Origin of the sequence: Brevibacterium sediminis (genome assembly GCF_013623905.1) — a bacterium.
GTDB classification, from domain to species: domain Bacteria; phylum Actinomycetota; class Actinomycetes; order Actinomycetales; family Brevibacteriaceae; genus Brevibacterium; species Brevibacterium sediminis.
Genome location: NZ_JABKDD010000005.1, coordinates 243,734 through 267,835, shown reverse-complemented (window position 1 = coordinate 267,835; position 24,102 = coordinate 243,734). Strand labels below are relative to the sequence as shown.

Annotated in this window: 21 protein-coding genes; 10 read left to right on the top strand and 11 right to left on the bottom strand. The window is 63.5% G+C overall.

What is annotated here, in order from left to right; all coding sequences use genetic code 11:
• Positions 1-90 precede the first annotated feature (90 nt).
• Together HK108_RS10075 and HK108_RS10070 are read right to left on the bottom strand one after the other, a co-directional pair.
• Positions 91-2,064 carry a hydantoinase B/oxoprolinase family protein gene (locus HK108_RS10075; RefSeq protein ID WP_181271417.1) on the bottom strand — a complete coding sequence of 658 codons (1,974 nt, stop codon included), beginning with the start codon at positions 2,062-2,064 and terminating at the stop codon, positions 91-93.
• Between the two features lie 10 nt (positions 2,065-2,074).
• The gene (locus tag HK108_RS10070; RefSeq protein WP_229664058.1) at positions 2,075-4,159 is read right to left on the bottom strand and encodes a hydantoinase/oxoprolinase family protein; all 2,085 of its coding nucleotides are present in this window, start codon (positions 4,157-4,159) and stop codon (positions 2,075-2,077) included.
• 224 nt (positions 4,160-4,383) lie between these two features.
• Between HK108_RS10070 and HK108_RS10065 the strand changes: the two genes are divergently transcribed.
• The 6 genes from HK108_RS10065 to HK108_RS10040 all read left to right on the top strand — a co-directional run bounded on the left by HK108_RS10065 (position 4,384) and on the right by HK108_RS10040 (position 10,743).
• A complete protein-coding gene (locus HK108_RS10065; RefSeq protein ID WP_181271415.1) occupies positions 4,384-5,535 on the top strand; it encodes a PucR family transcriptional regulator in 1,152 nt (383 codons plus the stop codon).
• 9 nt (positions 5,536-5,544) lie between these two features.
• Positions 5,545-7,893: an MMPL family transporter gene (locus tag HK108_RS10060; protein ID WP_181271414.1), complete on the top strand. Its 2,349-nt coding sequence runs from the start codon at positions 5,545-5,547 to the stop codon at positions 7,891-7,893.
• 306 nt (positions 7,894-8,199) lie between these two features.
• The gene (locus HK108_RS10055; protein WP_139906619.1) at positions 8,200-8,661 is read left to right on the top strand and encodes a MarR family winged helix-turn-helix transcriptional regulator; all 462 of its coding nucleotides are present in this window, start codon (positions 8,200-8,202) and stop codon (positions 8,659-8,661) included.
• Positions 8,662-8,726: 65 nt separating this feature from the next.
• Entirely contained in the window at positions 8,727-9,782 is a 1,056-nt protein-coding gene (locus HK108_RS10050; RefSeq protein ID WP_181271413.1) for a pirin family protein, read from the top strand.
• 107 nt (positions 9,783-9,889) lie between these two features.
• Positions 9,890-10,264, top strand: a complete 375-nt coding sequence (locus tag HK108_RS10045) for a GNAT family N-acetyltransferase (RefSeq protein WP_181271412.1) — start codon at positions 9,890-9,892, stop codon at positions 10,262-10,264.
• Positions 10,265-10,272: 8 nt separating this feature from the next.
• Entirely contained in the window at positions 10,273-10,743 is a 471-nt protein-coding gene (locus HK108_RS10040; RefSeq protein ID WP_139469518.1) for a carboxymuconolactone decarboxylase family protein, read from the top strand.
• A gap of 44 nt (positions 10,744-10,787) precedes the next feature.
• Here the strand turns inward: HK108_RS10040 and arr are convergent, their stop codons facing one another.
• Positions 10,788-11,201: an NAD(+)--rifampin ADP-ribosyltransferase gene (gene arr, locus HK108_RS10035; RefSeq protein ID WP_139469517.1), complete on the bottom strand. Its 414-nt coding sequence runs from the start codon at positions 11,199-11,201 to the stop codon at positions 10,788-10,790.
• 235 nt (positions 11,202-11,436) lie between these two features.
• On the opposite strand from arr, the gene HK108_RS10030 reads away from it, so the two are divergent.
• Positions 11,437-12,744: an Nramp family divalent metal transporter gene (locus HK108_RS10030; RefSeq protein ID WP_139469516.1), complete on the top strand. Its 1,308-nt coding sequence runs from the start codon at positions 11,437-11,439 to the stop codon at positions 12,742-12,744.
• A 141-nt stretch (positions 12,745-12,885) separates the two neighbouring features.
• Here HK108_RS10030 and HK108_RS10025 read toward each other — a convergent pair whose 3' ends face one another.
• The 7 genes from HK108_RS10025 to HK108_RS09995 form a co-directional block, all read right to left on the bottom strand.
• Positions 12,886-13,914, bottom strand: a complete 1,029-nt coding sequence (locus HK108_RS10025; protein ID WP_181271411.1) for an aldo/keto reductase — start codon at positions 13,912-13,914, stop codon at positions 12,886-12,888.
• On the bottom strand, positions 13,911-14,336 hold the full coding sequence (locus HK108_RS10020) for a MerR family transcriptional regulator (RefSeq protein WP_139469514.1): 426 nt from the start codon (positions 14,334-14,336) through the stop codon (positions 13,911-13,913). Before HK108_RS10020 ends, HK108_RS10025 begins: the two co-directional genes overlap by 4 nt.
• A gap of 60 nt (positions 14,337-14,396) precedes the next feature.
• Positions 14,397-15,167 (bottom strand): hypothetical protein, encoded by a 771-nt coding sequence (locus HK108_RS10015; RefSeq protein ID WP_139469513.1) that lies wholly within the window; start codon positions 15,165-15,167, stop codon positions 14,397-14,399.
• Positions 15,168-15,353: 186 nt separating this feature from the next.
• Entirely contained in the window at positions 15,354-16,637 is a 1,284-nt protein-coding gene (locus HK108_RS10010) for a TRAP transporter large permease (RefSeq protein ID WP_139469512.1), read from the bottom strand.
• Positions 16,637-17,281 carry a TRAP transporter small permease gene (locus tag HK108_RS10005; RefSeq protein WP_172172685.1) on the bottom strand — a complete coding sequence of 215 codons (645 nt, stop codon included), beginning with the start codon at positions 17,279-17,281 and terminating at the stop codon, positions 16,637-16,639. Before HK108_RS10005 ends, HK108_RS10010 begins: the two co-directional genes overlap by 1 nt.
• On the bottom strand, positions 17,281-18,315 hold the full coding sequence (locus tag HK108_RS10000; RefSeq protein WP_181271410.1) for a DctP family TRAP transporter solute-binding subunit: 1,035 nt from the start codon (positions 18,313-18,315) through the stop codon (positions 17,281-17,283). Before HK108_RS10000 ends, HK108_RS10005 begins: the two co-directional genes overlap by 1 nt.
• A 234-nt stretch (positions 18,316-18,549) precedes the next feature.
• A complete protein-coding gene (locus HK108_RS09995; protein WP_139469509.1) occupies positions 18,550-19,248 on the bottom strand; it encodes a GntR family transcriptional regulator in 699 nt (232 codons plus the stop codon).
• A 146-nt stretch (positions 19,249-19,394) separates the two neighbouring features.
• Here HK108_RS09995 and HK108_RS09990 point away from each other — a divergent pair, with 146 nt between their 5' ends.
• The 3 genes from HK108_RS09990 to HK108_RS09980 are packed head-to-tail and all read left to right on the top strand — an operon-like array spanning position 19,395 to position 23,577.
• Complete coding sequence (locus tag HK108_RS09990) at positions 19,395-20,636, top strand: CaiB/BaiF CoA transferase family protein (RefSeq protein ID WP_181271409.1); 1,242 nt, start codon at positions 19,395-19,397, stop codon at positions 20,634-20,636.
• 5 nt (positions 20,637-20,641) lie between these two features.
• Positions 20,642-22,393, top strand: coding sequence for a FumA C-terminus/TtdB family hydratase beta subunit (locus tag HK108_RS09985; protein ID WP_181271408.1), 1,752 nt, complete (start codon positions 20,642-20,644; stop codon positions 22,391-22,393).
• A gap of 35 nt (positions 22,394-22,428) precedes the next feature.
• Positions 22,429-23,577: an acyl-CoA dehydrogenase family protein gene (locus tag HK108_RS09980; RefSeq protein WP_139469507.1), complete on the top strand. Its 1,149-nt coding sequence runs from the start codon at positions 22,429-22,431 to the stop codon at positions 23,575-23,577.
• A 19-nt stretch (positions 23,578-23,596) separates the two neighbouring features.
• On the opposite strand, the gene HK108_RS09975 is transcribed toward HK108_RS09980, so the two are convergent.
• Positions 23,597-24,067: a MaoC/PaaZ C-terminal domain-containing protein gene (locus tag HK108_RS09975; protein ID WP_181271407.1), complete on the bottom strand. Its 471-nt coding sequence runs from the start codon at positions 24,065-24,067 to the stop codon at positions 23,597-23,599.
• Positions 24,068-24,102 lie beyond the last annotated feature (35 nt).

Below are 24,102 nucleotides of genomic sequence, written 5' to 3'. Positions count from 1 at the left end.
CCTGCTATCACTCTCGAACGCGAGGTGATTCAGGTCAAACAATCGGGGCGTTCGCCTCGAATGGACGAGCGCCCCGATTGATTCGAGTCATCAGCTCCAGTGCGAAGCAGACCGAGTCCGCATACTGTCGCGGAACTGTCCCGTTGACTTCTCCAACAACTCTCCGGTGCCCCAATCGAGCACGACGCCGTATTGGCGGATGACGTCGTGGACGGTGATCTCACCATCGCGGTAACGGCGGGCCACCTCGGCGGGGTCGGCCTCCAGCCAGGACGCACGTTCGGAGCGGATCCGTTCCCGCTCCGTCGCTGTCGCGGTCTCATCGATCTCGTACTCATCGAGCTCGGCATCGATCTCACGGATGACGACGCCGTAGTCTTTCGCCGCCCGGTCGATGGAGACATAGCCGTCGATGACGTCCTCGAGCACCTCGACAGTCGGCCGATCCAGCGGGTCACCGAAGCCACCACCTCCGGCGCTTGGTCGTTCGAACGTGTCACCGGGGCTGATGGTTACATTCGAGAACGTGGCACCCAAGTAGCGCGGGTTCTCTGACGAAGGATTGAGCCAGACTCCGTGTGGGATCGACGGCAGTCCGCCATTGATGCCCCACGTCGTCGACCGCCCGCGGTCGCAGCAGTAGCTCATCACCGCACCGGTCGCATCTGTGAGGATGCCGCCTTTATTCACTCCACATCCTCCGCGGAATCTGCCCGGCCCGCCGGAGTCGATGTTGATCGAGTGCTGAGTCGTGATTACCGGAGTCAAGCGCTCCTGTCCCTCGACCGGCTGCACGGCGAGTCCGGTGCCGAATACCGGTGAGGTCGCGGATGAACCGTCCTTCGTCGACCGGCCGCCCCAACCGCCAGCCATCCAGTCGTACCACATGAAGTACGGGCTCGATTCGGTCCTGGCATCATGACCGCCGACGAGCAGATACTCGAGGTTGAATGCACACGCCATCGCGCGTTCGGGCATGATGTGGGACCACAGTTCGAAGATCGCGTTCATGACCTTCTCGTACGGGCCCGAACAGAACCCGGTCACTGCATGCGGCCAGCCGGCGTTGACGACGGTTCCCTCTTCGCCGATCTCTGCGGTCACCGCCTGGTAGAACCCGGAGTTGAGCGGAACCTCGGGGAAGAACGTCTTCGTGCCCGCGTAGATCGCAGAGAAGGTCGTCCCGTAGCCGGAATTGAGGAACGTTGAGACCGCCTCGGCAGATCCCGTGAGGTCGTAGTGGATACCTGTCCCATCGAGCGTGAGCTTCACCCGGATCGGAGCCAGCCCCTCGCCCTTAGCCGGATCGCCGTCGAGGAAGTCGACCGTCTCCCACTCGCCCTTCGGCAGATCGCCGAGGCTGGCGAGCACGGTGCGGCAGACATAGTCCTGCGTCTCCTGCATCGCATCGAGGACCGTGTCCTTCGAATATTTGTCGACGAGGCGGAGCACTTCGCGTTCGCATACAGCTGTGGCCTCGGCTTGGGCGTTGAGATCGCCGAGGGCCTGATCGGGAGCACGCGTATTCGACACGAGCAGCTGAGCTACATCGTGGAGGAACCGGCCCTTGTGCCAGACCCGAAGCGGGGTGATGCGCAGACCCTCACCGAAGTGCTCACTGGCGGAGACATCGAACGAGCCCGGGACGGACCCACCGATATCGGCCCAGTGGCCTTTGTTCTGCGCGAAGCCGATGATCTCGTCATCAGCGAAGATCGGACGAATGAAGCTGACGTCGTTGAAGTGGGTACCGCCTCGATAGGGGTCGTTGATGAGGAAGACGTCACCTGGGTTGATGTCGTCGCCGAACTCCTCCATAACGGCCTTGCACTGGAAATGCAGGGTGCCGACGTGGACGGCGATGTCTGCACTTCCTTGCATGACAGTGTTGCCGTCGCGGTCACAAAGTGCCGACGAGAAGTCGCGTGAATAGATGACGAACGAATAGCAGGTCCGCAGGATCTGTTCGCTCATGAGGTCGACGCTGGTTGCGAAAGCGTTCTTGAGTACTTCGAAAGTCACCGGGTCGAGCGTGGACGTCGACTGTTCCGTTGCTGTGGTCATGGGTCTCTCCTCACAGGCCGTTCTGTGTTGAATTGTTCGCAGCTGACAGCGCAGGCTCTGTTGTCTCTGCCGTCAGTGCGATGCGGATGTTGAACCACTCATCGATCACTGCGGACGAGTTCGGCGGGATGACGGTGGTCGAGTCGATCTGGTTGAGGATCGCCGGTCCGATGAACGCAGCACCCGAGGGCAAGTTCTCCCGCTGGTAGACCGGCGTCGAATGCCACTGTCCGTCGAAGTAGACGTCGCGGACCTCGAGCGGCTCACCGGGATCTTTGCTGCTGACAGGGGTCGGTTTGAAGGTCGGCTTCGGTGTCTTCCCAAGTGCCTTGAGGTGGAGTTGGTAGATCTCGACCGGGGTGTCGTCCTGCCGGAACGCGTACTGTTTCTCGTGTTCCTCGTGGAATAGTTGGACGGCCTCGCGCAGCGCGTTCGGGCCGGAGCCCATCTTCACCTGCAGCGACCGCCATTGGCCGTGGTAACGCATCGAGATACCACGTTCGAAGACCGAGTCTTCCTCGGCGACTTTCTCATGCCGCAGTCGATCACGACCTTCGAGTTCGAGTTCGCGGAAGTGCTGTTCGACCGTTTCTCCGTCTGCGGAGTCCGCGACGCCGGTGAACATCTGCGACAGGTCGTGCTGGATGTCGACGAGGAGGCACCCCAGCGCCGAGGTGACTCCCGGGCTGGGCGGGACGATTACAGTGGGGATGTTGAGTTCGCGAGCGACGTCCGCCCCGTGCAGTGCACCGGCACCGCCGAAGGCGATGAGTGCGAAGTCCCGGGGGTCGAGCCCGCGACGGATGGACACGAGGCGGACCGCATCTGCCATGTTCGCGTTGGCCACCTGGGCGATGGATTCGGCCGCGGAGTCGACATCGAGGCCGAGCGGATCGGCGATCTTCTCCTTGATCGCTGCCCGTGCGCTCTCACGGTCCAGCGTCATCTCACCGTCGGCGAGGTCGGTGCCCAGACGATTGAGGGCGAGGTTCGCATCGGTGTTCGTCGGCTGGTCGCCGCCGCGGCGATAGCAGACCGGACCGGGAGCGGCACCGGCCGACTGCGGCCCGTTGCGCAGGGAGCCGGCGATGTCGATGTGAGCCAAAGAGCCGCCGCCGGCGCCGATGGTGAGTACTTCGATGCTCGGGAAGACGATGGGGTGGCCGTATTCGACTTCCCATTCGTTCGTCTCCCGCAGTTCGCCGTCGGCGATGAGTGAGATGTCCGTCGAAGTGCCGCCCATGTCGAGTCCGACGGCATTGGCATGACCGCACTGCTCGGCCACGTGCTGAGCGGCGATCGCGCCGGCGGCGATTCCTGAGGCCGCGAGTCGCACCGGGAACCGCTTGACCATCTCCGAGGTCATCGATCCACCGCCCGAATGGAGGAGAAGGAGTTCTCCGGCATAGCCGTCCTCGGTGAGGTTGGAGTCGAGCTGTTCGACGTAGCCGGATACCAACGGACCAAGAACGGCATTGGCGACAGTCGTGTTGAACCGGTTGTGTTCGAAGATCTCCGGCAGCACCTCGGCCGAGGTGGAGATGCTGGCTCCGGGAAGCTCCTCTGAGAGGATCTCGCGCATCCGGATCTCGTTCGCGGCGTTCGCATAGGAGTTGACGAAGCAGACGGCCACGGTGTCGGCACCGCGCTTCTTAAGCAGGCGGCCGAGCTTCCTGGCCTCGTCTTCGTCGAGCTCGGTGACGATGTTGCCCGCGTAGTCGACGCGTTCGGTGACCTCGAAGCGGTCACGGCGACGAATATAGGGGCCGGATACATCGGAATAGGCGTCCCACAGATCGTCCTTCGTGCCATCGCGGATCTCAATGACATCGCGGAAACCCTTGGTCGTCACCATCGCTGATTTGGGAAATCTGCGAGTGATGAGCGCGTTGGTGGCAACAGTCGTGCCATGTGAGAAGAGCTCGACCTGGCTGAGGTCGATGTTCGCCCGCTTCACTCCGTTGAGGACAGCTTCCATGGGGTTGTCCGGGGTGGACGGGACTTTCGTCACCCGCATCGTCTGGGTGGATTCGTCGAATACACAGATGTCGGTGAATGTTCCGCCGACGTCAACTGCGACGCGTAGATCTGCCACGGTCATCTCCTTTGATTGTGGTTTCCCTCATAGCCTGGCCTTCGATGATCGGGCCGGTCAATGGAGCAGACGAAGGAAAAGACGGCTAGATTTGTAAGAATCACAAAGGCGTGCCGACGGCGCGGAATGATGCAGCAGGCGAGTGGGAGCAGAGGTGAAATCCGATGGATTCGAGCCGAGACGCCCTAGCGCGAGAGCGGATCTTCGATGAACTTTTGAGCGCGATGAATTCTGCAGATCCGCTTGAATCGGCGCTCTCCCGGGTAGCGCGGATGAGTCGGGGCGCAGGTCTCGTCATCAACGAACTCGGCGAAGTCGTCAGGTCCGTCGGTTCCGCCCCGGTCCACCTCATCGCCCGGTGGACTCAGGAGGAGGTCCTCGGTCCGGCGACACCAGCGGGCTGGGCCGAGTCGACGTCCGGTGCGATCGGCCGCTGGAAGGTGCACGCTCGGACAGTGCGACTACGCAGTCGCGCCCATGTCATCGTCGTCGCCGTCCACGCCGATGACGAAGAGGCCGGTACTGCCGGCAGCGAGCGCAGAAGTGGAACTGGGGAGGGCAGAGCTGGCAGCGGCACGGGCACCACCCACCCTTCCGCCGAGGTGATCCTCGATGTTCTGTCCAAACTTCTGCGCGCCTTCGAGGGATTCGAGTCCTTTTCGATGAGCAATCGACGGGAGGAATCGTCGCGGGTTCTGCGCGACTTGGAGGCCGGTGTCTCTCCCGGTCGCGAACCGGCGCTCTGGCGGGTCCTCGAGACCTTCGGCTTTGCAGCCTACGAGCCGATTCGCGCCCTGCGCCTCCGCATCGACGCCTCCGACTCGGGGCATGGGAAACCGACCCCGAACCCGGGGCGCGGTCTGGTCATAAAGGATTCCGGGCACGTCAGTTCGATGGTCGAACGGACCGCGCTGTGTACAGCAGACTTCGATATCGAGGGTAGCCTCGACGATTTCGGCCTCATCGGAGTCGGGGTCTCCGGACTCTTCACGGCACTCAGTCAGGTACCGGAGATGCTGCAGACGGCGGACGTGGCGCTTGCCTCGGCGGGGGAGTCGAGGTTCGCTTTCGTCGATCGCATGCGCCCGATCGAATGGGCGGCGGCCCGCATGAGTTCACGATTCGACCGCCGCCTCGTCGCTGCTTTCCTCAACCCGATAATCGCCAAGCCCGAATCTTCCACCACACTGCGCACCTACGTGGAAAGCGGCGGCAACATTTCTGAGGCTGCAGGTCGGCTGCATGTGCACGAGAACACTGTTCGTTACCGAATCGGGCAGATCGAGAAGGTATTGGGCGCACGCCTCACCGATCCACGGACGGCCGCAGAAATCGTCCTCGCACTGCAATGTCTCGATTCCGCCGAACACGCGTAGCCTGAGACCATGCCCCGTCACCTCCTGACCTCGACGCCGCCGAACCCCGACCCTCGCCGAGGGGGTCCCGCCGGTGACGACGTAAACGGCGCCGACACAGCTGCCGCGCCCAAACAGCACCCCAAGGGTCCCGTCCGCGGCCGTGGGGCACTGCTCGCACTCTTCGCCGTCCTCCTCGTCGCCTGGGTCGGCATCTCCGGTGTCGGAGGTCCGTACTTCGGCAAGATCTCCGAGGTCGCCACGAACGACCGCTCATCGTTCCTCCCCGAATCCGCGGAGTCCACTCGCGCCCAGGACCAGATCGAGAAATTCAGCGACCTCGATTACGTTCCCGCCATCGTCGTGCTCGAGAACAGCGACGGAGTCACCGACGACGACCGGTCCCGGCTCGATGAATTGACGAAGACGCTCGAAGACGACGACCTGCTGGCCGCCGACCCCTCACCGGCCATCCCGTCCGATGACGGCGAGGCCCTCCAGCTCATCCTCCCGGTCTCCTCGACGACCACCTCCGACGACGTCGAATCCATCAGAGACGCGGTCGGGAAGGTCTTCCCGACCGCGACTGCCGCCGACATGACACCGGATCAGGCCGCGGAAGCCCCGACCACCTCGGCGGACGTCCACGTCACCGGTCCGGCAGGATTCTCCGCTGACCTCTCCGAAGCCTTCGCCGGCATCGACGGCATCCTCCTGCTCGTCGCGCTCATCGCCGTCTTCGTCATCCTCATCATCGTCTACCGGTCCCCGCTGCTGCCCGTCATCGTCCTGTTCACCTCGGTTGCCGCGCTCGCCGCCTCGATCTTCATCGTCTGGCATCTCGCCGACGCCGGAATCCTCCTGATCAACGGGCAGGTCCAAGGAATCCTCTTCATCCTCGTCGTCGGCGCCACCACGGACTACTCCCTCCTCGTCGTCGCCCGGTTCCGCGACGCGCTTCTCCACGAACCCGACCGAGTCAGAGCCGGATTGAGCGCCCTCAAGGGAGTGCTCGAACCGATCGCGGCCTCCGGCGGAACCGTCATCGCCGGGCTCCTCGTCCTCCTGCTCACCGACCTCGCCTCGACCAGGGCGCTCGGGCCGGTCGCGGCGATCGGCATCGTCGTGGCGATGTTCGCGGCACTGACCTTCCTGCCCGCCGCGCTGATGATCATCGGCCGCGCCGTGTTCTGGCCCTTCCTTCCGCGCCCCCAGGCCGAGACGGCCAAGCCCAAGCGCGGGATTTGGGCCCGAATCGCCGAGGCGGTCGCGCGGCATCCGCGCCGCATCTGGGTCAAGCTCGTCATCCTCCTCGCCATCCCGCTGCTCGCCCTCCCGCAGTTCAAGGCCGAGGGAGTCCCACAGTCCGACTTCGTGCTCGGCGATTCCGAGGCCCGCGACGGCCAGGACATCCTCGCTGAGCATTTCCCCGGCGGCTCCGGATCGCCGGCGCAGATCGTCGTGGCGGAAGACGAACTCAGCGATGCGGCACAGGCGATCGGCCGCCTCGGCGAGGTCGAGTCGATGACCGTCGTCGCCAACGATTCCCCGAGCGGGACGCTGTCCATCGGCACGGACGGGGAGATCGACCCACCGCGCGGAATGCCGAGCGGGGCCGGGCCGGACGCGTCCGGTCAGTCGGGCGGATCCGGTCAGCCGGAGACGCCGGCCCCCACCGAGGTCGACGGCAACGTCCTGTTGGAAGCGACGCTGAAGTCGGTCGCGGATTCGGACGAAGCCGAAACCGCGGTGACCGAGATCCGCGAGGCTGTGCACGACATCGACCGGGAGGCCCTCGTCGGCGGGGAATCCGCGGTCGACCTCGACACGAACACCACCGCCGAGGCGGACCGGGCCTTGGCGATCCCGCTCATCCTCGTCGTGGTCACGATCGTGCTCATCCTGCTGCTGCGGTCCCTGCTGGCACCGCTGCTGCTCGTGGCGCTGACCGTCCTGTCCTTCGGCACCGCGCTGGGAGTCTCCGCTCTCGTGTTCAACGACGTCATCGGGTTCTCCGGTGCCGACCCCTCGGTACCGCTCTACGCGTTCGTCTTCCTCGTCGCGCTCGGCATCGATTACAACATCTTCCTCATGTCCAGGGTGCGGGAGGAATCGCTGCGCTTGGGGACCCGGCCGGGCGTGCTCAAGGGACTCGTCTCCACGGGCGGGGTGATCACCTCGGCGGGAATCGTGCTGGCCGCGACCTTCGCCGCGCTCGCCGTCATCCCTGTGATGTTCCTCTTCCAGCTCGCCTTCATCGTCACCTTCGGCGTCATCCTCGACGCGATCCTTGTGCGGTCGCTCGTCGTGCCGGCGCTCGTCCACGACATCGGGCGCAGCGTGTGGTGGCCGTGGCGGAAGCGGATTCCCCGGGATTGAAGCGCGGATGTCCCCGGACTGGGCGGGTGGGTTCCGCAGGGCCGGAAAGCGGATGCCCTGGGTCTGAGCGGAGAGGCGGGAGGCAATACGATACCCCCGGCCGGTGTTGAAGGGTCGTGGGGAGACCGTTTTCATCCGTGATCGCCGGGGGTTCGTGGGGGATACTCCGGTACTTCGACGAGGGGATCGTCGACGTGGCCCTACAACTCAGGGCCAGGTATACCATTGAACTACGATTTTGTTGACGGCGCAACAAATGTGCCGCCCGACACGTCAGCCGGCAGTTCGTGAGGGATAGAAGGGCAGATGGAAGAGACGACTCCCGTCAGCAGCATGATCAGGCAGAACGGCCCGATCAAGATCGCGGCCTGGCGGTTGATGATGGAGAAATATCAGGACTTCATGACGCGGTTCGAACACGAGTTTCGGACCCGTCACGGGCTCAGCGCCAACGAATTCGATGTGCTCATCAACGCGTCGACCTCGGCGCAGGTCAGGCACCGCGACCTGCTGCGCAGTCTGGTGATCAGCCGCAGTGCGCTCAGCCGCCTGCTCGGCAAACTCGAGGGGCGCGGGCTCGTGACCCAGGAGCCCGACCCGGAGGATCACCGCGGTGTGCTCGTCGCCCTCACCGAGGCGGGGCAGAAGCTCTGCGCCGAGGCGGCTGAGACGAACGGTGAGATCATCATCTCCGCCTTCTCCGGTCTCACGGACGCCGAGGCGGAGGAGATCTTCCAGCTCGTGTCCAAGATCTGCCCGGTGGGGTAGGGGAGCGATCCGCAGGGGAGAGTAGGCCCCTCCCCGCCCAGTGAGAAGACGGCTAGGCTGTGGCCATGAGCAACGTTGAGACCCGTCCCGAGCGGGTCGTCTGCAAGGCCGGGGGACTGCCCGGGCCGGCCTGTGATCAGCAGGGACGTTCCCCTGTCGAAATCATCTCCTCCCGCGACGTGCCGTTGGGCGGGCCCCGCGCGATGACCGTGCGGCGGACCCTGCCGCAGCGCCAGCGCTCCCTCATCGGTCCGTGGTGCTTCGTCGACCACTACGGCCCGGCCGATGTCTCCGTCACTGGTGGGATGGACGTCGCACCCCACCCGCACACCGGTCTGCAGACCGTCAGCTGGCTGTTCGAAGGCGCCATCCAGCACATCGACTCCGGCGGCAACGCGGGCCTCGTTCTGCCTGGTGAGGTCAACCTCATGACCGCCGGCGCCGGCATCTGCCACTCCGAGGTCTCGACCGACGACACGACGACCCTGCACGGCGTCCAACTGTGGCTGGCTCTGCCCGATGCCGCTCGCCACCAGCCCGAACGCGAATTCGAGCACTTCGAACCCGAGCCGGTGTCGCTTGACGGCGGGGAGATGCTCGTCTTCCTCGGCCGCCTCGGCGAAGGTTCGTCGCCCGTGAAGACGCACTCTCCGCTGCTCGGGGCGGAGATCCGCCTCGATCCGGGCGCAACCATCGACCTGCCCGTCGATCCGCGGTTCGAGCACGGCCTCCTCGTCGATTCCGGTGATATCGCACTGGAGAACGTCGATCTTCCGGTCGCGGCGATCGGCTACACGGGCACCGGCGTCGAGGAGCTGCGCATCGCCAACCGCGGCGACGAACCCGGCCGACTCATCCTCATCGGTGGCGAGCCCTTCGGCGAAGAGATCGTCATGTGGTGGAATTTCATCGGCCGCACGCACGAGGAGATCGCCCGGTACCGCGAGGAATGGCAGGCCGAGGGCGATCGCTTCGGCGCCGTCGAGGGATACGTCGGCAAGGGCGGGCCCGGTCAGAACGCCGATGGGATGGGCAGGCTCCCCGCGCCGAGGATGCCCGACGTGACGATCAAAGCGCGGAGGAATCCGCCCCCGCAGGTCCAGGGAGGGCCCGCGGAATAAGTTCGCGCCGATTTCTGTCCTAGTCAGCGGCGACCGAATTCGCCGCGTCAGTCAGCCGGCACCGTAGAACCCGAGACCCAGCCGCCACAGCAGAAGGAGCGTCAACCATGTCGAAGACATTCGAAGACAAGACCGGGGCCGAGGTCACGGTCTCGCTGAACGAATCAACTCAGGCCTACGAAGTCGCCGTGGCCGATGGGACAGTCGCCGGGAGCGCATTCTTCCTGCCCGGACCCGACGCGGAGACCGAACGCATCTTCCACCACACGGTCGTCGACGAGCAGTTCGGCGGCCGCGGGCTGTCGAAGTTCCTCGTCGCCGAGGCGCTCGATGACTCCCGTGAGCGTGGTGTGACCGTCGTGCCCGTCTGCCCGCTCTTCGTCAAGAAGCTGAAGGAGACCGGCGACGACTACATCGCTCAAGGCGGAAAGTTCCGCAATGCGACGGGCGCCGACATCGACATCGTCAAGCGACAGGCGTGAGTGAGGGCATGAGCAACGCAAGTCGACCATTCATCGACAAGATCCACCCCGAGAACTACAAGGCGCTGGCCCAGGCGGCCGCGAGTTCGCGGAAGGCGTCGCGCGAAGCGGGGCTCGACGATGCGCTCATCGAGCTCGTGAATACGCGGGTCTCGCAGATCAACGGCTGCCGCACCTGCCTGAGCATCCATGCCCCGGCGGCCAGGAAGGCCGGCGTCTCCCAGCTCAAGCTCGACGTGCTGCCGAGCTGGCATGAGGCCGAGATCTTCACCGATCAGGAATTCGCGGCGCTGACCCTGGCCGAGTCGTTGACCGTGCTGGACAAGACGGAGGATCGGGACGCGATCGCCGCTGAGGTGGCGCAGTACCTGACGACCGAACAGATCTCTGCGATCGAATGGTCGACGATCCTCATCAACGCGTTCAACCGCATCTCGATCGCCAGCGACCACCCTGTCTTCGGAGCCAAGCAGGACTGAGCCCACGCGGGCGCACCGGACAGCGCTGTGCCGCCTCGGCGGTGTCAGTTGATGATCTCTTTGCTGTCATCCTCACGGATGGCGGCGAGGCGTTCGCGCCACATCTGCAGGTCCTGCTCGCTCAGGCGTTTCCAGTCGGTGAGCTCGCGGACGATGCGCAGCGGTTCGGTGCTGCGGAATGAGCGGGTGGGGTTGCCGGGGAACTTCTTGTCGGTGACGTTCGGGTCGTCGACGTAGTCGCCGAGGGGTTCGACCTCGTAGACGTGCGGTTGTCCGCCGTTGAGGGCGGCCACCTCGGCGGCTAATCCTGCACCGTCGGGCAGGGCCGTGAAGTAGATGTGATTCATCGTCACTTCGGGTCGGTAGTTCGAGGCGAAGCCTGCGGTCAGCAGGTCTCCGGGAGCGAGTTCGGCACGGGTGCCATGGAAGAAGGGTCCCTCATCGAGTGCGTCAGCCATGGCGTCGAATATACGCTCGAAGACTGCGAATCGGCCTCGGATTCGGCGACTAGAATGGGCCTTGAGCGGTTGACGCGGAGCGTTGCGGAACGGATTGAGGTAGCGGCGTTTCCCGGGTGGTGAGACTTTCGTCCCGGAATGTGACGACCTCGGCCATACTCTCCTGAGCGAACGATGCCCGTGCGAACGATTCCGGCGGCGTCGACGAACCCACGTGAAGGAGCCCACCCCGCCAATGTCCGCCGAAACGACATCGCAGACGAAGAACGCCGCCTCGGCGCCGACATCATGGGCTGGACGCCTCCGCCTCATCGGTCCGGGGATCGTGTTGGCACTGGCCAGCGTCGGCGCTTCGGACATGATCACGACGATGAACTCCGGCGCCGAATATGGTCTGGCGCTCATCTGGGTGTTCACGGTCGGCATCATCCTCAAGTTCGTCCTCTCCGAGGCGGTGTCGCGGCTGCAGATGAGCGGCGACCGGTCCCTGATCTCCCATCTCACTCGATTTGGCGGGCGGACGTTCCCCGTGCTGTTCCTCATCGCGGAGCTGCTCGTCGGGCTGTTCTTCGGAGCTGGAGTCGTCGCGGTGACGACGACGATTCTGCAGGCGATCTTCCCGGTTCTGCCGTTCTGGCCGACCGCGATCGTTGTGCTGCTGTCCGCGGCGGTGCTTGTCGGCATCGGCCGCTACGGGATCGTCGAAAAGGCCATGATGGGCTTCGGAATCATCATGTTCTTCGGCATCCTGGCCCTGGCGATCTCAGTGTTCCAAGGCCAGGACGCTCAAGCGGTCGCCGCAGAGACGATCGTGCCGACGTTCCCGAACACTTCGATCATCACGGTGATGTCGCTCATCGGCGGGGTCGGGGGAGCGACCGGCATCCTCGCCTACTCGTTCTGGATCCGCGAGAAGGCGTGGCGGACCCCTGACTGGAAGCCGGTCGTCCGCCTTGACCTCGTCATCAGCTATGGACTCGTCTTCATCTTCGCCGTGGCGATGAGCGCTGTGGGAGCCTTCATCCTCTACGGGCAGGGCTTCACTATTGCGGACAATGATGCGCTGTTCGCGATCGCCGATGACCTGGTGGGTCGGATCGGTGAGACCGGGCGGTTGGTGTTCCTCATCAGCTTCCTCGCCGTGGTGTACACGAGTGTCCTCGGCGGGTTCTCGGGCATTGCCTACGTCACTGCCGACTGCCTGCGCGTGCTGCGTCGGTACCCGCACCAGGACGAGCCGGCCAATGAGATGTCGGCGAGGTCGATCGAGTTCCGCGGCGTCCTCGTCTACCTTTCGATCGCGACGTTGGTCATCATGAGCCTCGGCAAACCCGTCACCCTCGTGCTCGTCTACGCGGCGATCAGCGCGTTCATCCTGCCGGTGCTCGCCCTGGCGCTGCTCGTCATCCTCAACCGCTCATCCGTTCCGGCTCAGCTGCGCAACACGAAGTGGTCGAACGTGCTGCTGGCCGTGTGCTTGGCCCTGTTCGGGTTCCTCGCTGCCCTGCAGGTCAAGGAGTCGGTGATGGGTTTTATTGGTTGAGGCGTGACGAACGGTAAAGTACCAGGTCAGGGTGGGTGATGTTCGGGCAATCCGACGTTGCCGACGATCGGCTACGCTACTGTTTGCGGAGTCTATACGCTACCGTTTGCGGGATTCATACGCTGCTGTTTCGCGTGTCCTTCACTCCCGTCCGGAACTGATCCACTTCGGGTTGTCGACGATGTTGCGACCGCCTTCGACGAGGGTGCGGATCTCATCAAGTCGCCGCATGTCTTCAGGCTCGAGCCGCAAGTCGAGAGCGCCGAAGTTCTCCAGACTGCGTTCGGGCTTGCGGGAGCCCGGAATCGGAACCGCGCCGACTCCCATCTCTGCTGCACGGTGAAGGAGCCAACCCAACGCCACCTGAGCATTGGTCGCTCCGTGACGGTCGGCCACCTCGGCGACGATGGAGACGATCCGCTGGTTGGCATCCCACGCATCACCCATGCGCGCGGTCCCGCCGCGGACATCGCCTGCCACCTGGTCCTTCGTCAGGGTTCCGGTGAGGAATCCGCGACCCAGCGGGCTGTACGGGACGAACCCGACCCCGAGCTTCGCGCAGGCGGGCACAACGTGGTCTTCAACATCACGCGACCACAGGCTCCATTCGGATTGGACCGCGGTGATCGGGTGGATCGCATGGGCACGACGCAGCTCGTCCGCGGTGACCTCGGACAGTCCGATGTGCGCGACCTTGCCGGCCGTGACCAGCTCGGCCATCGCCCCGACCGTGTCCTCGATGGGAACATCGGGATCCGGCCGATGCAGATAGTAGAGATCGATCGAATCCACGCCGAGGCGGCGCAGCGAAGCGTCGCACGCTTCGTGTGCGTACTCGGGCCGTCCGTCGGTTCGTTTCGTCGATCCGTCGGAGAGCGTTCGCAGCCCGGTGATGCCGAATTTCGTGGCGAGCTGGACATCATCGCGGCGCCTGGCGAGGAACGGAGCGAGCATCTCCTCGTTCGTTCCAGCGGGACCGGTGGTGCCCTCGCGAGGTTCGCCGTAGACGTCGGCAGTGTCGAGCAGAGTGATGCCGGCGTCGACCACCTTGCCAAGTGTGGCGCGTGCATCGTCGTCAGTGGTGCCGCCATACACGTGGGACAGGGCCATGCAGCCGAAGCCGATGGGGGAGACCTCGAGGTCGCCGAGGCGGCTGGTTGTGGTGGTCATGAGTGGTGTCCTTTCGGAGAATGAGAAGTGTCGTCGGGAGCGCCGCCGTAGACGGCGATCTTGTATTCGGTGGCGGTCAGTGCTCGTTCGAGGTCGCGGATCTGCTCGATGATCCGCTGCCGTTGGTCGCGCATAATCTGCAGGCGTTCAGGTGTGGTCGACTCGCCCTGGTTGACGAGGTCGACATAGCGGGTGAGTTCGGAGATGCCCATGCCCGAGGACCGCATGCGCACGAGGAAATCGAGCCGGTCGACGGCTCTCTGGTCGAAGACGCGGCGACCTGAGGGTGAACGTCCCACGTGGAGCAGCCCTATGCGTTCGTAGTACCGCGCAGTGTGTGCTGTGATGCCGAGTCGGTTGCAGACTTCGCTGATCGATAGGGTCTCGATCGGAATCGATGCACTGTCCGTAGTAGGTGGCATAGCGCCAACGCTAGAGGTTTGAGTGCACTCGAAGTCAAGGGATCGAACTAGGCAAATCCATCAAACATATCGAGAACTGCTGTACCAAGAGGCAGATGGTGGCGCAGAGGTTCTTTCCTCTTCCAACTTGTATTTGAGAGGCTCAAGTAGAACAGTGAGTCCACCAGCGCCGATCACCCACAACATCATGAGGTAGAACATGAATCCTCTGTTGTCACCAAGCTGAGTAAACAGATTCATATGAGGCTTGGGAGACTCATACAACATTGCTATCACTGCGCTTCCAGAAATAAGTTGCCAGTTCGCGACTCGCTTCAAGAGGAGAAGGGAATTGATCTTCATCTCGGGCTTTGGCTGCTCTACCAGCGTGGCTCCGATCGTGATGAACACGGCCGAGAAAGCGGCTGTGGCCCCGGCCATAGGGCTGACCCCGGTGAGCCATAAAGCTGGTCCAGCTACACAGATCAGCGTTGTTGTCAGCCCCCACAACCAATAGCCGAGCCGGGCAGAGCCGACAACGATGAAGAGAGGGTCGGCCCGATGTTTTGCTCGCAAATGGAATATCAGCATATAAACACCAGTGACGATCAATGGGCTTGTGAACACCGATGCGATCTTTGGCATTGCCTCATGCCAACCGACTGAAATCAACGAGTGGGCGAAGACGTACTCGACGAGCAAGTACAGAATTGCGGATACAAGGAGTCCGACGAGAATAAGCGCAAGCCCGGGCCACCACTTTGTAGAGCCGGCTTCGAAAACTTTGCGGCACCAGAGGAACAGTTGCAACATTTTGGTCCGAAGAGTCTTCATCATCGCTTCCTCATCCATAACCGGGTGCTCTTGCGGGCTTGCCATTCGTAGACAAATTCTTTCGTCCGGTACTGACACGGAGCCGGTTCGGTGTCCTAGAACGGCAGATGCTGGTTGATGTCTGTAGTAGGAATAGAAACGGGGCGACGTAAGCGAAACTTCACAAACGCCGCCCCGCAACGGTCGGTCATCACTGCCGAAGTGTCACCCCACGAACGCTGTGGCGAAGAACGGCACGAACGTGACCAGTACGAGTGCCGCCAGCAGCACCAGCGCACTCGGGATCGCGGCTTTCGCCACTCCCATCACGCTCATCCCGGACATGCCCGAGGCGACGAACAGGTTGAGGCCGAGCGGCGGTGTGATCATGCCGATCTCGAGGTTCATCACCACGATGATGCCGAAGTGGATCGGGTCGATGCCCAGCTCCATCGCGATCGGCAGCAGGATCGGGGCGAGGATGAGGATCGCCGAGGATGTCTCCATCACACAGCCGACGAACAGCAGCAGGATGTTGACGAGGATGAGGAACTGCCACGGCTGCAGGTCCCATTCGGTGATCGTCGTCGAGATCTGACCCGGGATCCGCTCACTGGCGAGCACGAAGGTGAAGAGAATGCCGTTGGCGATGATGAACATGACCATCGCCGAGGTCTTCACCGACGCCAGCGTGACCTCCCACAGCTGCGAGATCTTGATCTCGCGGTAGATGAGCAGCGACACGACCAGCGAATAAGCGACGGCCACGGCGGCCGCCTCGGTGGGGGTGAACCATCCGGAGTAGATTCCGCCGAGGACGAGGAACGGCAGCGCAAGAGCGAGAATCGCATCCCGGAACGCCTTCAACTTGTCCTTGTTCGACATCCGGAAGCCGACCCCGGCGTGACCGTAGCCCTTCTTCCAAGCGACGAACACAGCCATGCCCAACAGCATCACGCCGGCGAGGATGCCCGGCAGGACGCCTGCGAGGAACAGGTCGCCGATGTTCTGCTCGGTGGCGATGCCGAAGACGATGAGCGGAATCGACGGCGGGATGAGGATGCCCAACGACCCCGAGGTGGCGACGAGTCCCGTGGAGAACTCCTTCGGGTACCCGTTCTTGATCATCGCCGGAATCATCAGCGCACCGACCGCGACGACCGTGGCCGGTGAGGACCCGGAGACCGCGGCGAAGAACATGCACGCGAGCACCGTGGTGATCGCCATGCCGCCGCGCAGATGCCCGACCATGGCCGCACCGAAGTCGGTCAGCCGTCGGGAGATCCCGCCGCGGGACATGATGTTCGCCGCGAGGATGAAGAACGGGATCGCCATGAGCGGGAACGAGTTAAGCGCATTGAACAGCCGTTCCGAAACCTGGGTCATCGGAATGAGCGTGAAGTAGTAGAAGTAGACGATGCTCGTCAGACCCAAAGCGACCGCGATCGGCGCCGAGGTGACGAGCAGTGCGATGAGGACGACGATGAGGACGATGGTGGCTTCGAACATCAGCGATCGCCTCCCTTCTCGTCGGTCCCGCCATCGCCGAGGCGGTCGCCCCCGTTGGCTCCGTCCGTGCGGTTTGTGCGGTCGCTTCCGTCATCGACGATCGCGATGTCTTCGACGTCGATGCCGACGGCGGCGGCCTCCTCGGCGAGGACATCCTTGTCGAGTTCCGTCGCAGGAGTGCGCAGGGCACGGATGGTCATCTCAACGGCGCGGATGAAGAACAGAGTCATGCCTACGGCCAGCGAGAGTTCGACGACCCACAGCGGCAGCTTGAGCGCCGGGGTGATAGTCGTCCGCGAGAACGGTTCGGTGATGAGCGCCCACGACAGGTAGGCGATGAAGCCTGCGTAGACCAGAGTGGCCAGTCCGCCGAGGACGACGAAGAACTTCTTCGCCTTGCCCTTGAGCAGAGCCGGCATGATGTCGACGGCGACGTGCTCGTTGTGGCGCAGGGTGACCACCGCGCCGAAGAACGTCGAGAAGATGATGAGGTAGATGACCGCCTCCTCGGACCAGAAGAGGACGTCACCGGTGATATTGCGCAGAAGCACGGCGAAGACCGCCAAGGCGGTGGCCGCGATGAGGCAGCCGCCGGCCAGGAAGTTCTCGAGCCGACTGAGGTACTTGTCGATGGTCTTCATCATCAGCCCCTCTTCTCGTTGCGTTCGAGGAGCTCGTCGACGACCTCGGGACCGATGACGTCGCGGTACTTCTCGTATTCGGACGGCACGACCATGTCCTTGAAGGCTTGACGCTCTTCCTTGCTCGGGATGACGATCTCCGTGCCGCCGGATTCCTCGATGGTCTGCTTCGACTCTTCGTTGACCTTCTGAGCTTCCTTGCGGTTGAATTCGCTGGCCTCATCGGCAGCCTCGTCGACTGCGGTCTGCAGATCGTCGGGAAGCTCGTCGTACCAGCGCTTGTTCACCGTGAGGATGTAGCCGATGTAGCCGTGATCGAGTTCGGTCACGTACTTCTGGACGGTGTGCATGTTCTGCGACTGGATGTTCGAGTAGGTGTTCTCGCCTCCGTCGATGAGACCCTGCTGCAGTCCGCTGTAGACCTCGGCGAACGCAAGCGGAGTCGGAATCCCACCCCAGGTCTCGAACTGGGTGCGCAGCACGTCCGAGGGCTGAATGCGGTACTTCTTGCCCCTCATGTCTTCGGGTTTCAGCGTCTTGTTGTTCGAGTGGATCTGCTTCATGCCCGAATCCCACAGACCGAGGACCTTGAGCCCGTTCTCCTCGAGATCGGGGTTCGCGTAGATGGCCTTGCCGATCTCGGTATCGGGACTGGCGACCTCGGGGATCTCGTCGGGGTCGTCGAAGATGAACGGCAGGTCGAGAACCTGCAGGCTCGGTGCGATCGTCGTGAACTTCGCGCTCGCCGGGGCCAAGACCTGGACGGCATTGGACTGGATGGCCTGCATCTCGTCCTTATCGCCGTAGAGTTCCGAGTTCGGGAACACCTCGACCTCGATGCGGCCGCCGGACTTCTTCTCGACCTGTTCGGCGAAGAAGTCTGCGGCCAGTCCCTTCGGTGTGCCCACCGAGGTGACATGGGCGAAGCGCAGTTCGAATTTCTGTTGGTCTCCGCTGCGTGCGGGATTGCATCCGCTCAGCAGCAGGAGGCTTATCGAGAGGCCCGCGATGAGCGGCTTCCACCTCGGTCGTCTCATTGACGTCATCGTCAGCTCCAGTCTGGTTGGCCAGGGGCGATGCCGATCGGGAGTGTGCGGACGGACGAGCCCGCCATTTCGACGGCTGGTCATTGCCGTGCGGAGAGTTCGTGCCGAGTCAGGTTCTCGATCGACCGTTCACGAGCCTAGAGGACTTTTCGCTGATTTCCAATATGATCGGCAAAAGAATGCATTATTTGTTGAACTGAGAGTTCGCGGCCTGCCTCGAGGGCGTCAGTCCGTGTCGAAGTCGAAGGGGTCGGAGACTGCCTGACCGGTCGTCGACTCGGCCAGGCGGAGGAAGCCGTTCGTGATGTGATCGCCGAGGTGGCGCGCCGCCGCGTCCGGATCGACGTCGCGGACAGCGTCGACGATCGACTGATGTTCGGCGTGCACCTGGTCGAGTCTCTCGGGGCTGTCGAGAGTGAGGTCCCACGGGAAGGCTCGCCAGCGTGCAGCGATGTCGTCGCGCAGCGCGGGCATTCCGCAGCGGTCGTAGAAGAAGAAGTGGAACTCCTCGTTGCGGGTGTTGCGTCCCAGTGAATCACCGTCGGCGCTGGCCTCGTCAAGCGCCTCGAGCAGGCGCTCGGCCTGGCGCAGCTCGTGTCTGGAGATCCGCGTGGTCGCACGGGCGATGGCGAAGGTCTCGGTGAGCTTTCGGGTGACGAAGAGGGACTTGAGACGGTCGACGTCGACGCCGGCGACGCGTACACCGCGGTGAGCTTCGGAGGTGACGAGACCCTCGGCTTCGAGGATCCGCAGGGCCTCGCGGACCGGCGTGATGGAGGCATTGAACCAGTCGGCGACCTGATCCTGTCGCAGTCGTTCGCCGCGATCGAGCTCGCGGGAGAGGATCTTTCGGCGCAGGCCGAGGACGATGACGTCCCGTTTGGTCGATGCCGACTCCTGATCCACCCGATGCCTTTCGTTCATGCGTCACCCGCTGTTGGGGTGTCAGTTTCATGTCTCGGTGGTCCCAGTCTACAGGCTCGGGCATCAACTGAGACCGAAGAATGCATTATCTGTGACGATATGTATGATGTGGATGTCAACGTTTCATACCTCGTCGTGGAGGGCCGATGGCCACTGCTGCACCGACGTCCGTACCGAGCCCCGCGGGCCAGGACGACGCGACCGCCTCGAACCTGCCGCTGTCCGGCATTACTGTCATCAGCTGCGAGCAGGCAGTCGCTGCCCCCTTCGCCTCACGCCAGCTGGCGGACCTCGGAGCCCGGGTCATCAAGATCGAACGCCCAGGCGTCGGCGACTTCGCCCGCGGATACGACACGACGGTCAATGGACTCTCAAGCCATTTCGTGTGGATCAACCGCAACAAGGAGAGCCTGGCGCTCGACCTGAAGAGCCCCGACGGACTTAAGATCCTGCACGAGCTCATCGCCTCGGCGGATGTCTTCATCCAGAATTTCGCCCCCGGCGCGGCAGAGAGACTCGGCCTCGGTGCCGAAGACCTTCGGTCGATCAACCCTCGGCTGATCCACGCCTCGATCTCCGGATACGGAACGGACGGGCCGTACAAAGATGCCAAGGCCTACGATGCACTTGTGCAGGCCGAGGCAGGACTGGTCTCCGTGACCGGAACAGAGGAGTTCCCTGCGAAGACGGGAATCTCGACGGCAGACATCGCCGCGGGAATGTACACGTACTCAGGCATCCTCACCGCTCTGTACAACCGCGAGCGCACCGGTGTTGGCGCCACCCTGTTGACGAGCCTCTTCGACTCCCTCGTCGAATGGATGGGCTACCCCCTCTACTTCACCCGCTACGGCGGCACCCGTCCCACCCGAGCCGGCACCTCCCACGCCGCCATCGCCCCCTACGGCGCGTTCACCTGCGGCGATGGCACTCAGATCATGCTCGCGATCCAGAACGAACGCGAATGGGAACGCTTCGCCACTCAGGTTCTCGACCGTCCCGATATGGTCACCGACGAACGCTTCGACCGTGCCGCTCACCGCTACGCCCACCGACACGAACTCCAAGAGATCATCGAGCGAGCCTTCTCCGCCCTCACCGGCGGAGCCTGCGACGCCCTCCTCGAACAAGCCGCGGTCGCCCACTCGAGGCAGCGCGATATGAGCGAGATCGCCGACCACCCGCAGCTGACCGAACGCCACCGCTGGCACGAGGTCGAGACCCCCGCCGGTCCGATCTCCATGCTCGCACCACCGGTCGAGATGTCTGGGGTGGGCCATCGCATGGACCCGATCCCGGCGGTGGGACAGAACTCGGAGTCCATCCTCGGCGAGCTGGGAATGGACGCCGAGGCGATCAGCGAACTGCGCCACAACGGGGTGATCTGAAGGCGATGGACAGCGAACCAGCACGCACGACGGACAGTCGAGCCGCCTCGGCGGTCGAGGACGGACAGCCTGACTTCGCCTACTCACCTCTGCTGCCCACCGAAGGTGAGGGCCCGCGGATGCGCAGGCTCGACATCGAGGGAGTGGAGACGACCACCGTCGAGGTGGGCGGGACGTCGCGCTCGTTCCTTACGGTGGCGCCGGAGACCCTGTCCGACCTCGCCGAGGTCGCCTTCAAGGAGATCTCGCACTACCTGCGCACAGACCATCTGGCCAGCCTGCGCGCGATCATCGACGATCCGGAAGCCAGCGACAACGACGTCTTCGTCGCCCTCGACCTGCTGCAGAACGCCGCGGTCTCGGCCGGGGAGATTTTGCCGATGTGTCAGGACACAGGCACGGCGATCGTCTCGGCCAAGCGCGGACCGAACGTGCTCACCGACGGCGATGATGCCAGGCATCTGTCGCGTGGAATCGGTCGCGCCTATGAAGAGCTCAACCTTCGCTACTCGCAGCTGGCGCCGACGAGCCTGTTCGAGGAATCGAACACCGGCACCAACCTGCCCGCCCAGATCGAGGTGGCGCTGAGCCCCGCCGATGATTATGAGCTGCTGTTCATGGCCAAGGGCGGAGGCAGTGCGAACAAGTCCTTCCTCTATCAGAAGACGAAGGCCGTACTCAACGAGTTGGCGATGCTCGAATTCCTCGCCGAGAAGATCTCCACCCTCGGCACCGCAGCCTGCCCTCCTTATCATCTGGCCGTCGTCATCGGCGGGCCGTCGGCCGAATTCACGCTCAAAACCGCGAAACTCGCCAGTGCCCACTACCTCGACGACCTGCCGGAAAGCGGAGACGCCGAATTGGGGCACGGATTCAGGGACCGGGAATTCGAGCAGACCGTCTTCGAACTCACCCAGAACCTCGGCTTCGGTGCCCAGTTCGGCGGCAAGTACTTCTGCCACGATGTCCGCGTCGTCCGGCTGCCCCGGCACAACGGATCCCTGCCGATCGCGATCGCCGTGAGCTGTTCGGCCGACCGGCAGATCATCGCCCGCATCAACGCAGACGGCGTGTTCATCGAAGAACTCGAACACGATCCGGCGAGGTTCCTGCCCGCGATGGGCCGCGTCGAGGAGATCGAATCCGGCAATGTCACCGCCATCGACCTCGACCGACCGATGCCGAGTCTGCAGGAACAGCTGTCCGAACTGTCCGTCGGAGACCGTGTGTCGCTGACGGGAACGGTCGTCGTCGCCCGCGACATCGTCCACGCGGAGCTGCGCGACCGCCTCGATGCCGGTGGGGAACTTCCCGAGTATTTCAAAGACCATCCGATCTACTATGCGGGACCGGCGAAGACACCCGAGGGAATGCCCTCGGGGTCGTTCGGTCCGACCACCTCATCGCGGATGGACACCTATGTGCGGCAGTTCCAGGAGGCCGGCGGATCGATGATCATGCTCGGCAAAGGCAATCGGTCCGCGCAGGTGAAGAGCTCCTGCGCTGAATTCGGCGGCTTCTACCTCGGATCGATCGGCGGCCCTGCCGCCCGGCTGGCTCAGGACTGCATCACCTCGGTCGAGGTCCTCGATATGGAGGAGCTCGGGATGGAGGCAGTGTGGAAGATCCACGTCGAAGACTTCCCTGCGTTCATCATCACCGACGACAAGGGCAATGACTTCTTCGACAGCACCGGTCCGCCGACGCTGGGCCTCGGCCGGACCCGCACGGTGCGTGACGGCACCCGACTGGACTGAACTTTCCAAATGACGAACGAACAGAGGATTTCACCATGGCAGTGAGCAATGAAGAGCAGATGATGATCGACCTGGTCGCCGAATTCATCGACGAGCAGGTCAAGCCCAGCGTCAACAAGGTCGAGCACGCCAACGAATACCCGGAAGCGTGGATACAGACGATGAAGGACATGGGCATCTACGGGCTCGCCATCGACGAGCCGTGGGGGATGGGCAAGGTCTCGACCGAGGCCTATGCGCTCATCACTCAGGAGCTCGCTCGCGGGTGGATGTCCCTGGCCGGTGCCATGGGCGGGCACACCGTCGTCGCGAAGCTCCTCCAGGAATACGGCACCCAGGAGCAGAAGGATAAGTACCTGCCTCGGATGGCCACCGGTGAGCTGCGAGCGACGATGGCGCTGACCGAACCCGGCGGCGGCTCCGACCTTCAGGCCATGCGCACCACAGCAGCGAAGGACGGTGACGACTACGTCATCAACGGGTCGAAGACGTGGATCACGAACGCCCGGAAATCCGACCTCATCGCACTGCTGTGCAAGACCGACCCCGAGGCGGAACCCCGTCACAAGGGCATCTCGATCATCCTCGTGGAGAAGGGGGAGGGCTTCACGGTCTCCCAGGATCTGTCGAAGCTCGGGTACAAGGGCGTCGAGACCTGCGAGCTGTCCTTCGACGGTCTTCGGCAGCCGCAGTCGCAGCTGCTGGGTGAGGCCGAGGGTGTCGGGTTCAAGCAGATGATGAAGGGCCTCGAGATCGGCCGCATCCAGGTCGCGTCCCGGTCGCTCGGCGTTGCGCAGGCCGCCCTCGATGATGCAGTGAAGTACTCGCAGGAGCGCGAGTCGATGGGCAAGCCGATCTGGAAGCACCAGTCGGTGGGCAACAAGCTCGCCACGATGGCGACGAAGCTCGAGGCCGCCCGGCAGCTCGTCCTCCACGCCGCCCGCACCTATGATTCGGGTGCGCGTGTGGACATGGAGGCAGGAATGGCGAAGCTCTATGCCTCGGAGATGGCCGCCGAGGTGGCCCTCGATGCCATCCGCGTCCATGGCGGTTACGGATACTCCACCGAATACGACGTCGAACGCTACTACCGTGATGCTCCGCTGATGATCGTCGGCGAAGGCACGAACGAGATCCAGATGAACGTCATCGCCAAGCAGCTCATCGGTCGGAATAAGGCCTGAGGGTCATCGGCCTATTTGGTCACGGCGTGGAAGGTGTCAGCTCGATGAGGAATCCGGATCTCCCCTCCTGCGCCTTCTCGCCGTGCTGATTGAACAGAGTGAATCGCCGGTCGACGAAGCCCTTGTCGCCCGCGGCGACCTTACGGCAGGACAGGATCTCCATCTCGAGGGTCACCGTGTCTCCGATGCGCAGCGGCGTGAGGAACTTCCAGTCGTCGAGGCTGGTCATGGCGATCGCCGATTGCGCGAACCAGCCAGCTCGGTCCATCAGCCCGGTGAGGACGGCGATTCCCAAGGCGCCGTGCAACAGCCGTCCGCCTCGGTCCTCCATGTATTCGGCATCAGCATGGACTTGGTTCCAGTCGCCCGAGAGCATCGAGAACATTGTGAGGTCGGCTTCCGTCAGCGTCCGCGCGGGGGACCGATAGACCTGGCCGACCTCGAGGTCCTCGAAGTACAGGCTGTTGTCAGTGGTGCGCTTCTCGAGCATGGAGTCCTCCTGGGTCAGGGGCCGAAATCGGGCGC

Bases quoted from the DNA above. Each gene is read 5' to 3' on its own strand.
- HK108_RS10075 (WP_181271417.1), bottom strand. From the start codon at position 2,064: ATGACCACAGCAACGGAACAGTCGACGTCCACGCTCGACCCGGTGACT.
- HK108_RS10065 (WP_181271415.1), top strand. From the start codon at position 4,384: ATGAATTCTGCAGATCCGCTTGAATCGGCGCTCTCCCGGGTAGCGCGG.
- HK108_RS10060 (WP_181271414.1), top strand. From the start codon at position 5,545: ATGCCCCGTCACCTCCTGACCTCGACGCCGCCGAACCCCGACCCTCGC.
- HK108_RS10055 (WP_139906619.1), top strand. From the start codon at position 8,200: ATGGAAGAGACGACTCCCGTCAGCAGCATGATCAGGCAGAACGGCCCG.
- HK108_RS10050 (WP_181271413.1), top strand. From the start codon at position 8,727: ATGAGCAACGTTGAGACCCGTCCCGAGCGGGTCGTCTGCAAGGCCGGG.
- HK108_RS10045 (WP_181271412.1), top strand. From the start codon at position 9,890: ATGTCGAAGACATTCGAAGACAAGACCGGGGCCGAGGTCACGGTCTCG.
- HK108_RS10040 (WP_139469518.1), top strand. From the start codon at position 10,273: ATGAGCAACGCAAGTCGACCATTCATCGACAAGATCCACCCCGAGAAC.
- arr (WP_139469517.1), bottom strand. From the start codon at position 11,201: ATGGCTGACGCACTCGATGAGGGACCCTTCTTCCATGGCACCCGTGCC.
- HK108_RS10030 (WP_139469516.1), top strand. From the start codon at position 11,437: ATGTCCGCCGAAACGACATCGCAGACGAAGAACGCCGCCTCGGCGCCG.
- HK108_RS10025 (WP_181271411.1), bottom strand. From the start codon at position 13,914: ATGACCACCACAACCAGCCGCCTCGGCGACCTCGAGGTCTCCCCCATC.
- HK108_RS10020 (WP_139469514.1), bottom strand. From the start codon at position 14,336: ATGCCACCTACTACGGACAGTGCATCGATTCCGATCGAGACCCTATCG.
- HK108_RS10015 (WP_139469513.1), bottom strand. From the start codon at position 15,167: ATGGATGAGGAAGCGATGATGAAGACTCTTCGGACCAAAATGTTGCAA.
- HK108_RS10010 (WP_139469512.1), bottom strand. From the start codon at position 16,637: ATGTTCGAAGCCACCATCGTCCTCATCGTCGTCCTCATCGCACTGCTC.
- HK108_RS10005 (WP_172172685.1), bottom strand. From the start codon at position 17,281: ATGATGAAGACCATCGACAAGTACCTCAGTCGGCTCGAGAACTTCCTG.
- HK108_RS10000 (WP_181271410.1), bottom strand. From the start codon at position 18,315: ATGAGACGACCGAGGTGGAAGCCGCTCATCGCGGGCCTCTCGATAAGC.
- HK108_RS09995 (WP_139469509.1), bottom strand. From the start codon at position 19,248: ATGAACGAAAGGCATCGGGTGGATCAGGAGTCGGCATCGACCAAACGG.
- HK108_RS09990 (WP_181271409.1), top strand. From the start codon at position 19,395: ATGGCCACTGCTGCACCGACGTCCGTACCGAGCCCCGCGGGCCAGGAC.
- HK108_RS09985 (WP_181271408.1), top strand. From the start codon at position 20,642: ATGGACAGCGAACCAGCACGCACGACGGACAGTCGAGCCGCCTCGGCG.
- HK108_RS09980 (WP_139469507.1), top strand. From the start codon at position 22,429: ATGGCAGTGAGCAATGAAGAGCAGATGATGATCGACCTGGTCGCCGAA.
- HK108_RS09975 (WP_181271407.1), bottom strand. From the start codon at position 24,067: ATGCTCGAGAAGCGCACCACTGACAACAGCCTGTACTTCGAGGACCTC.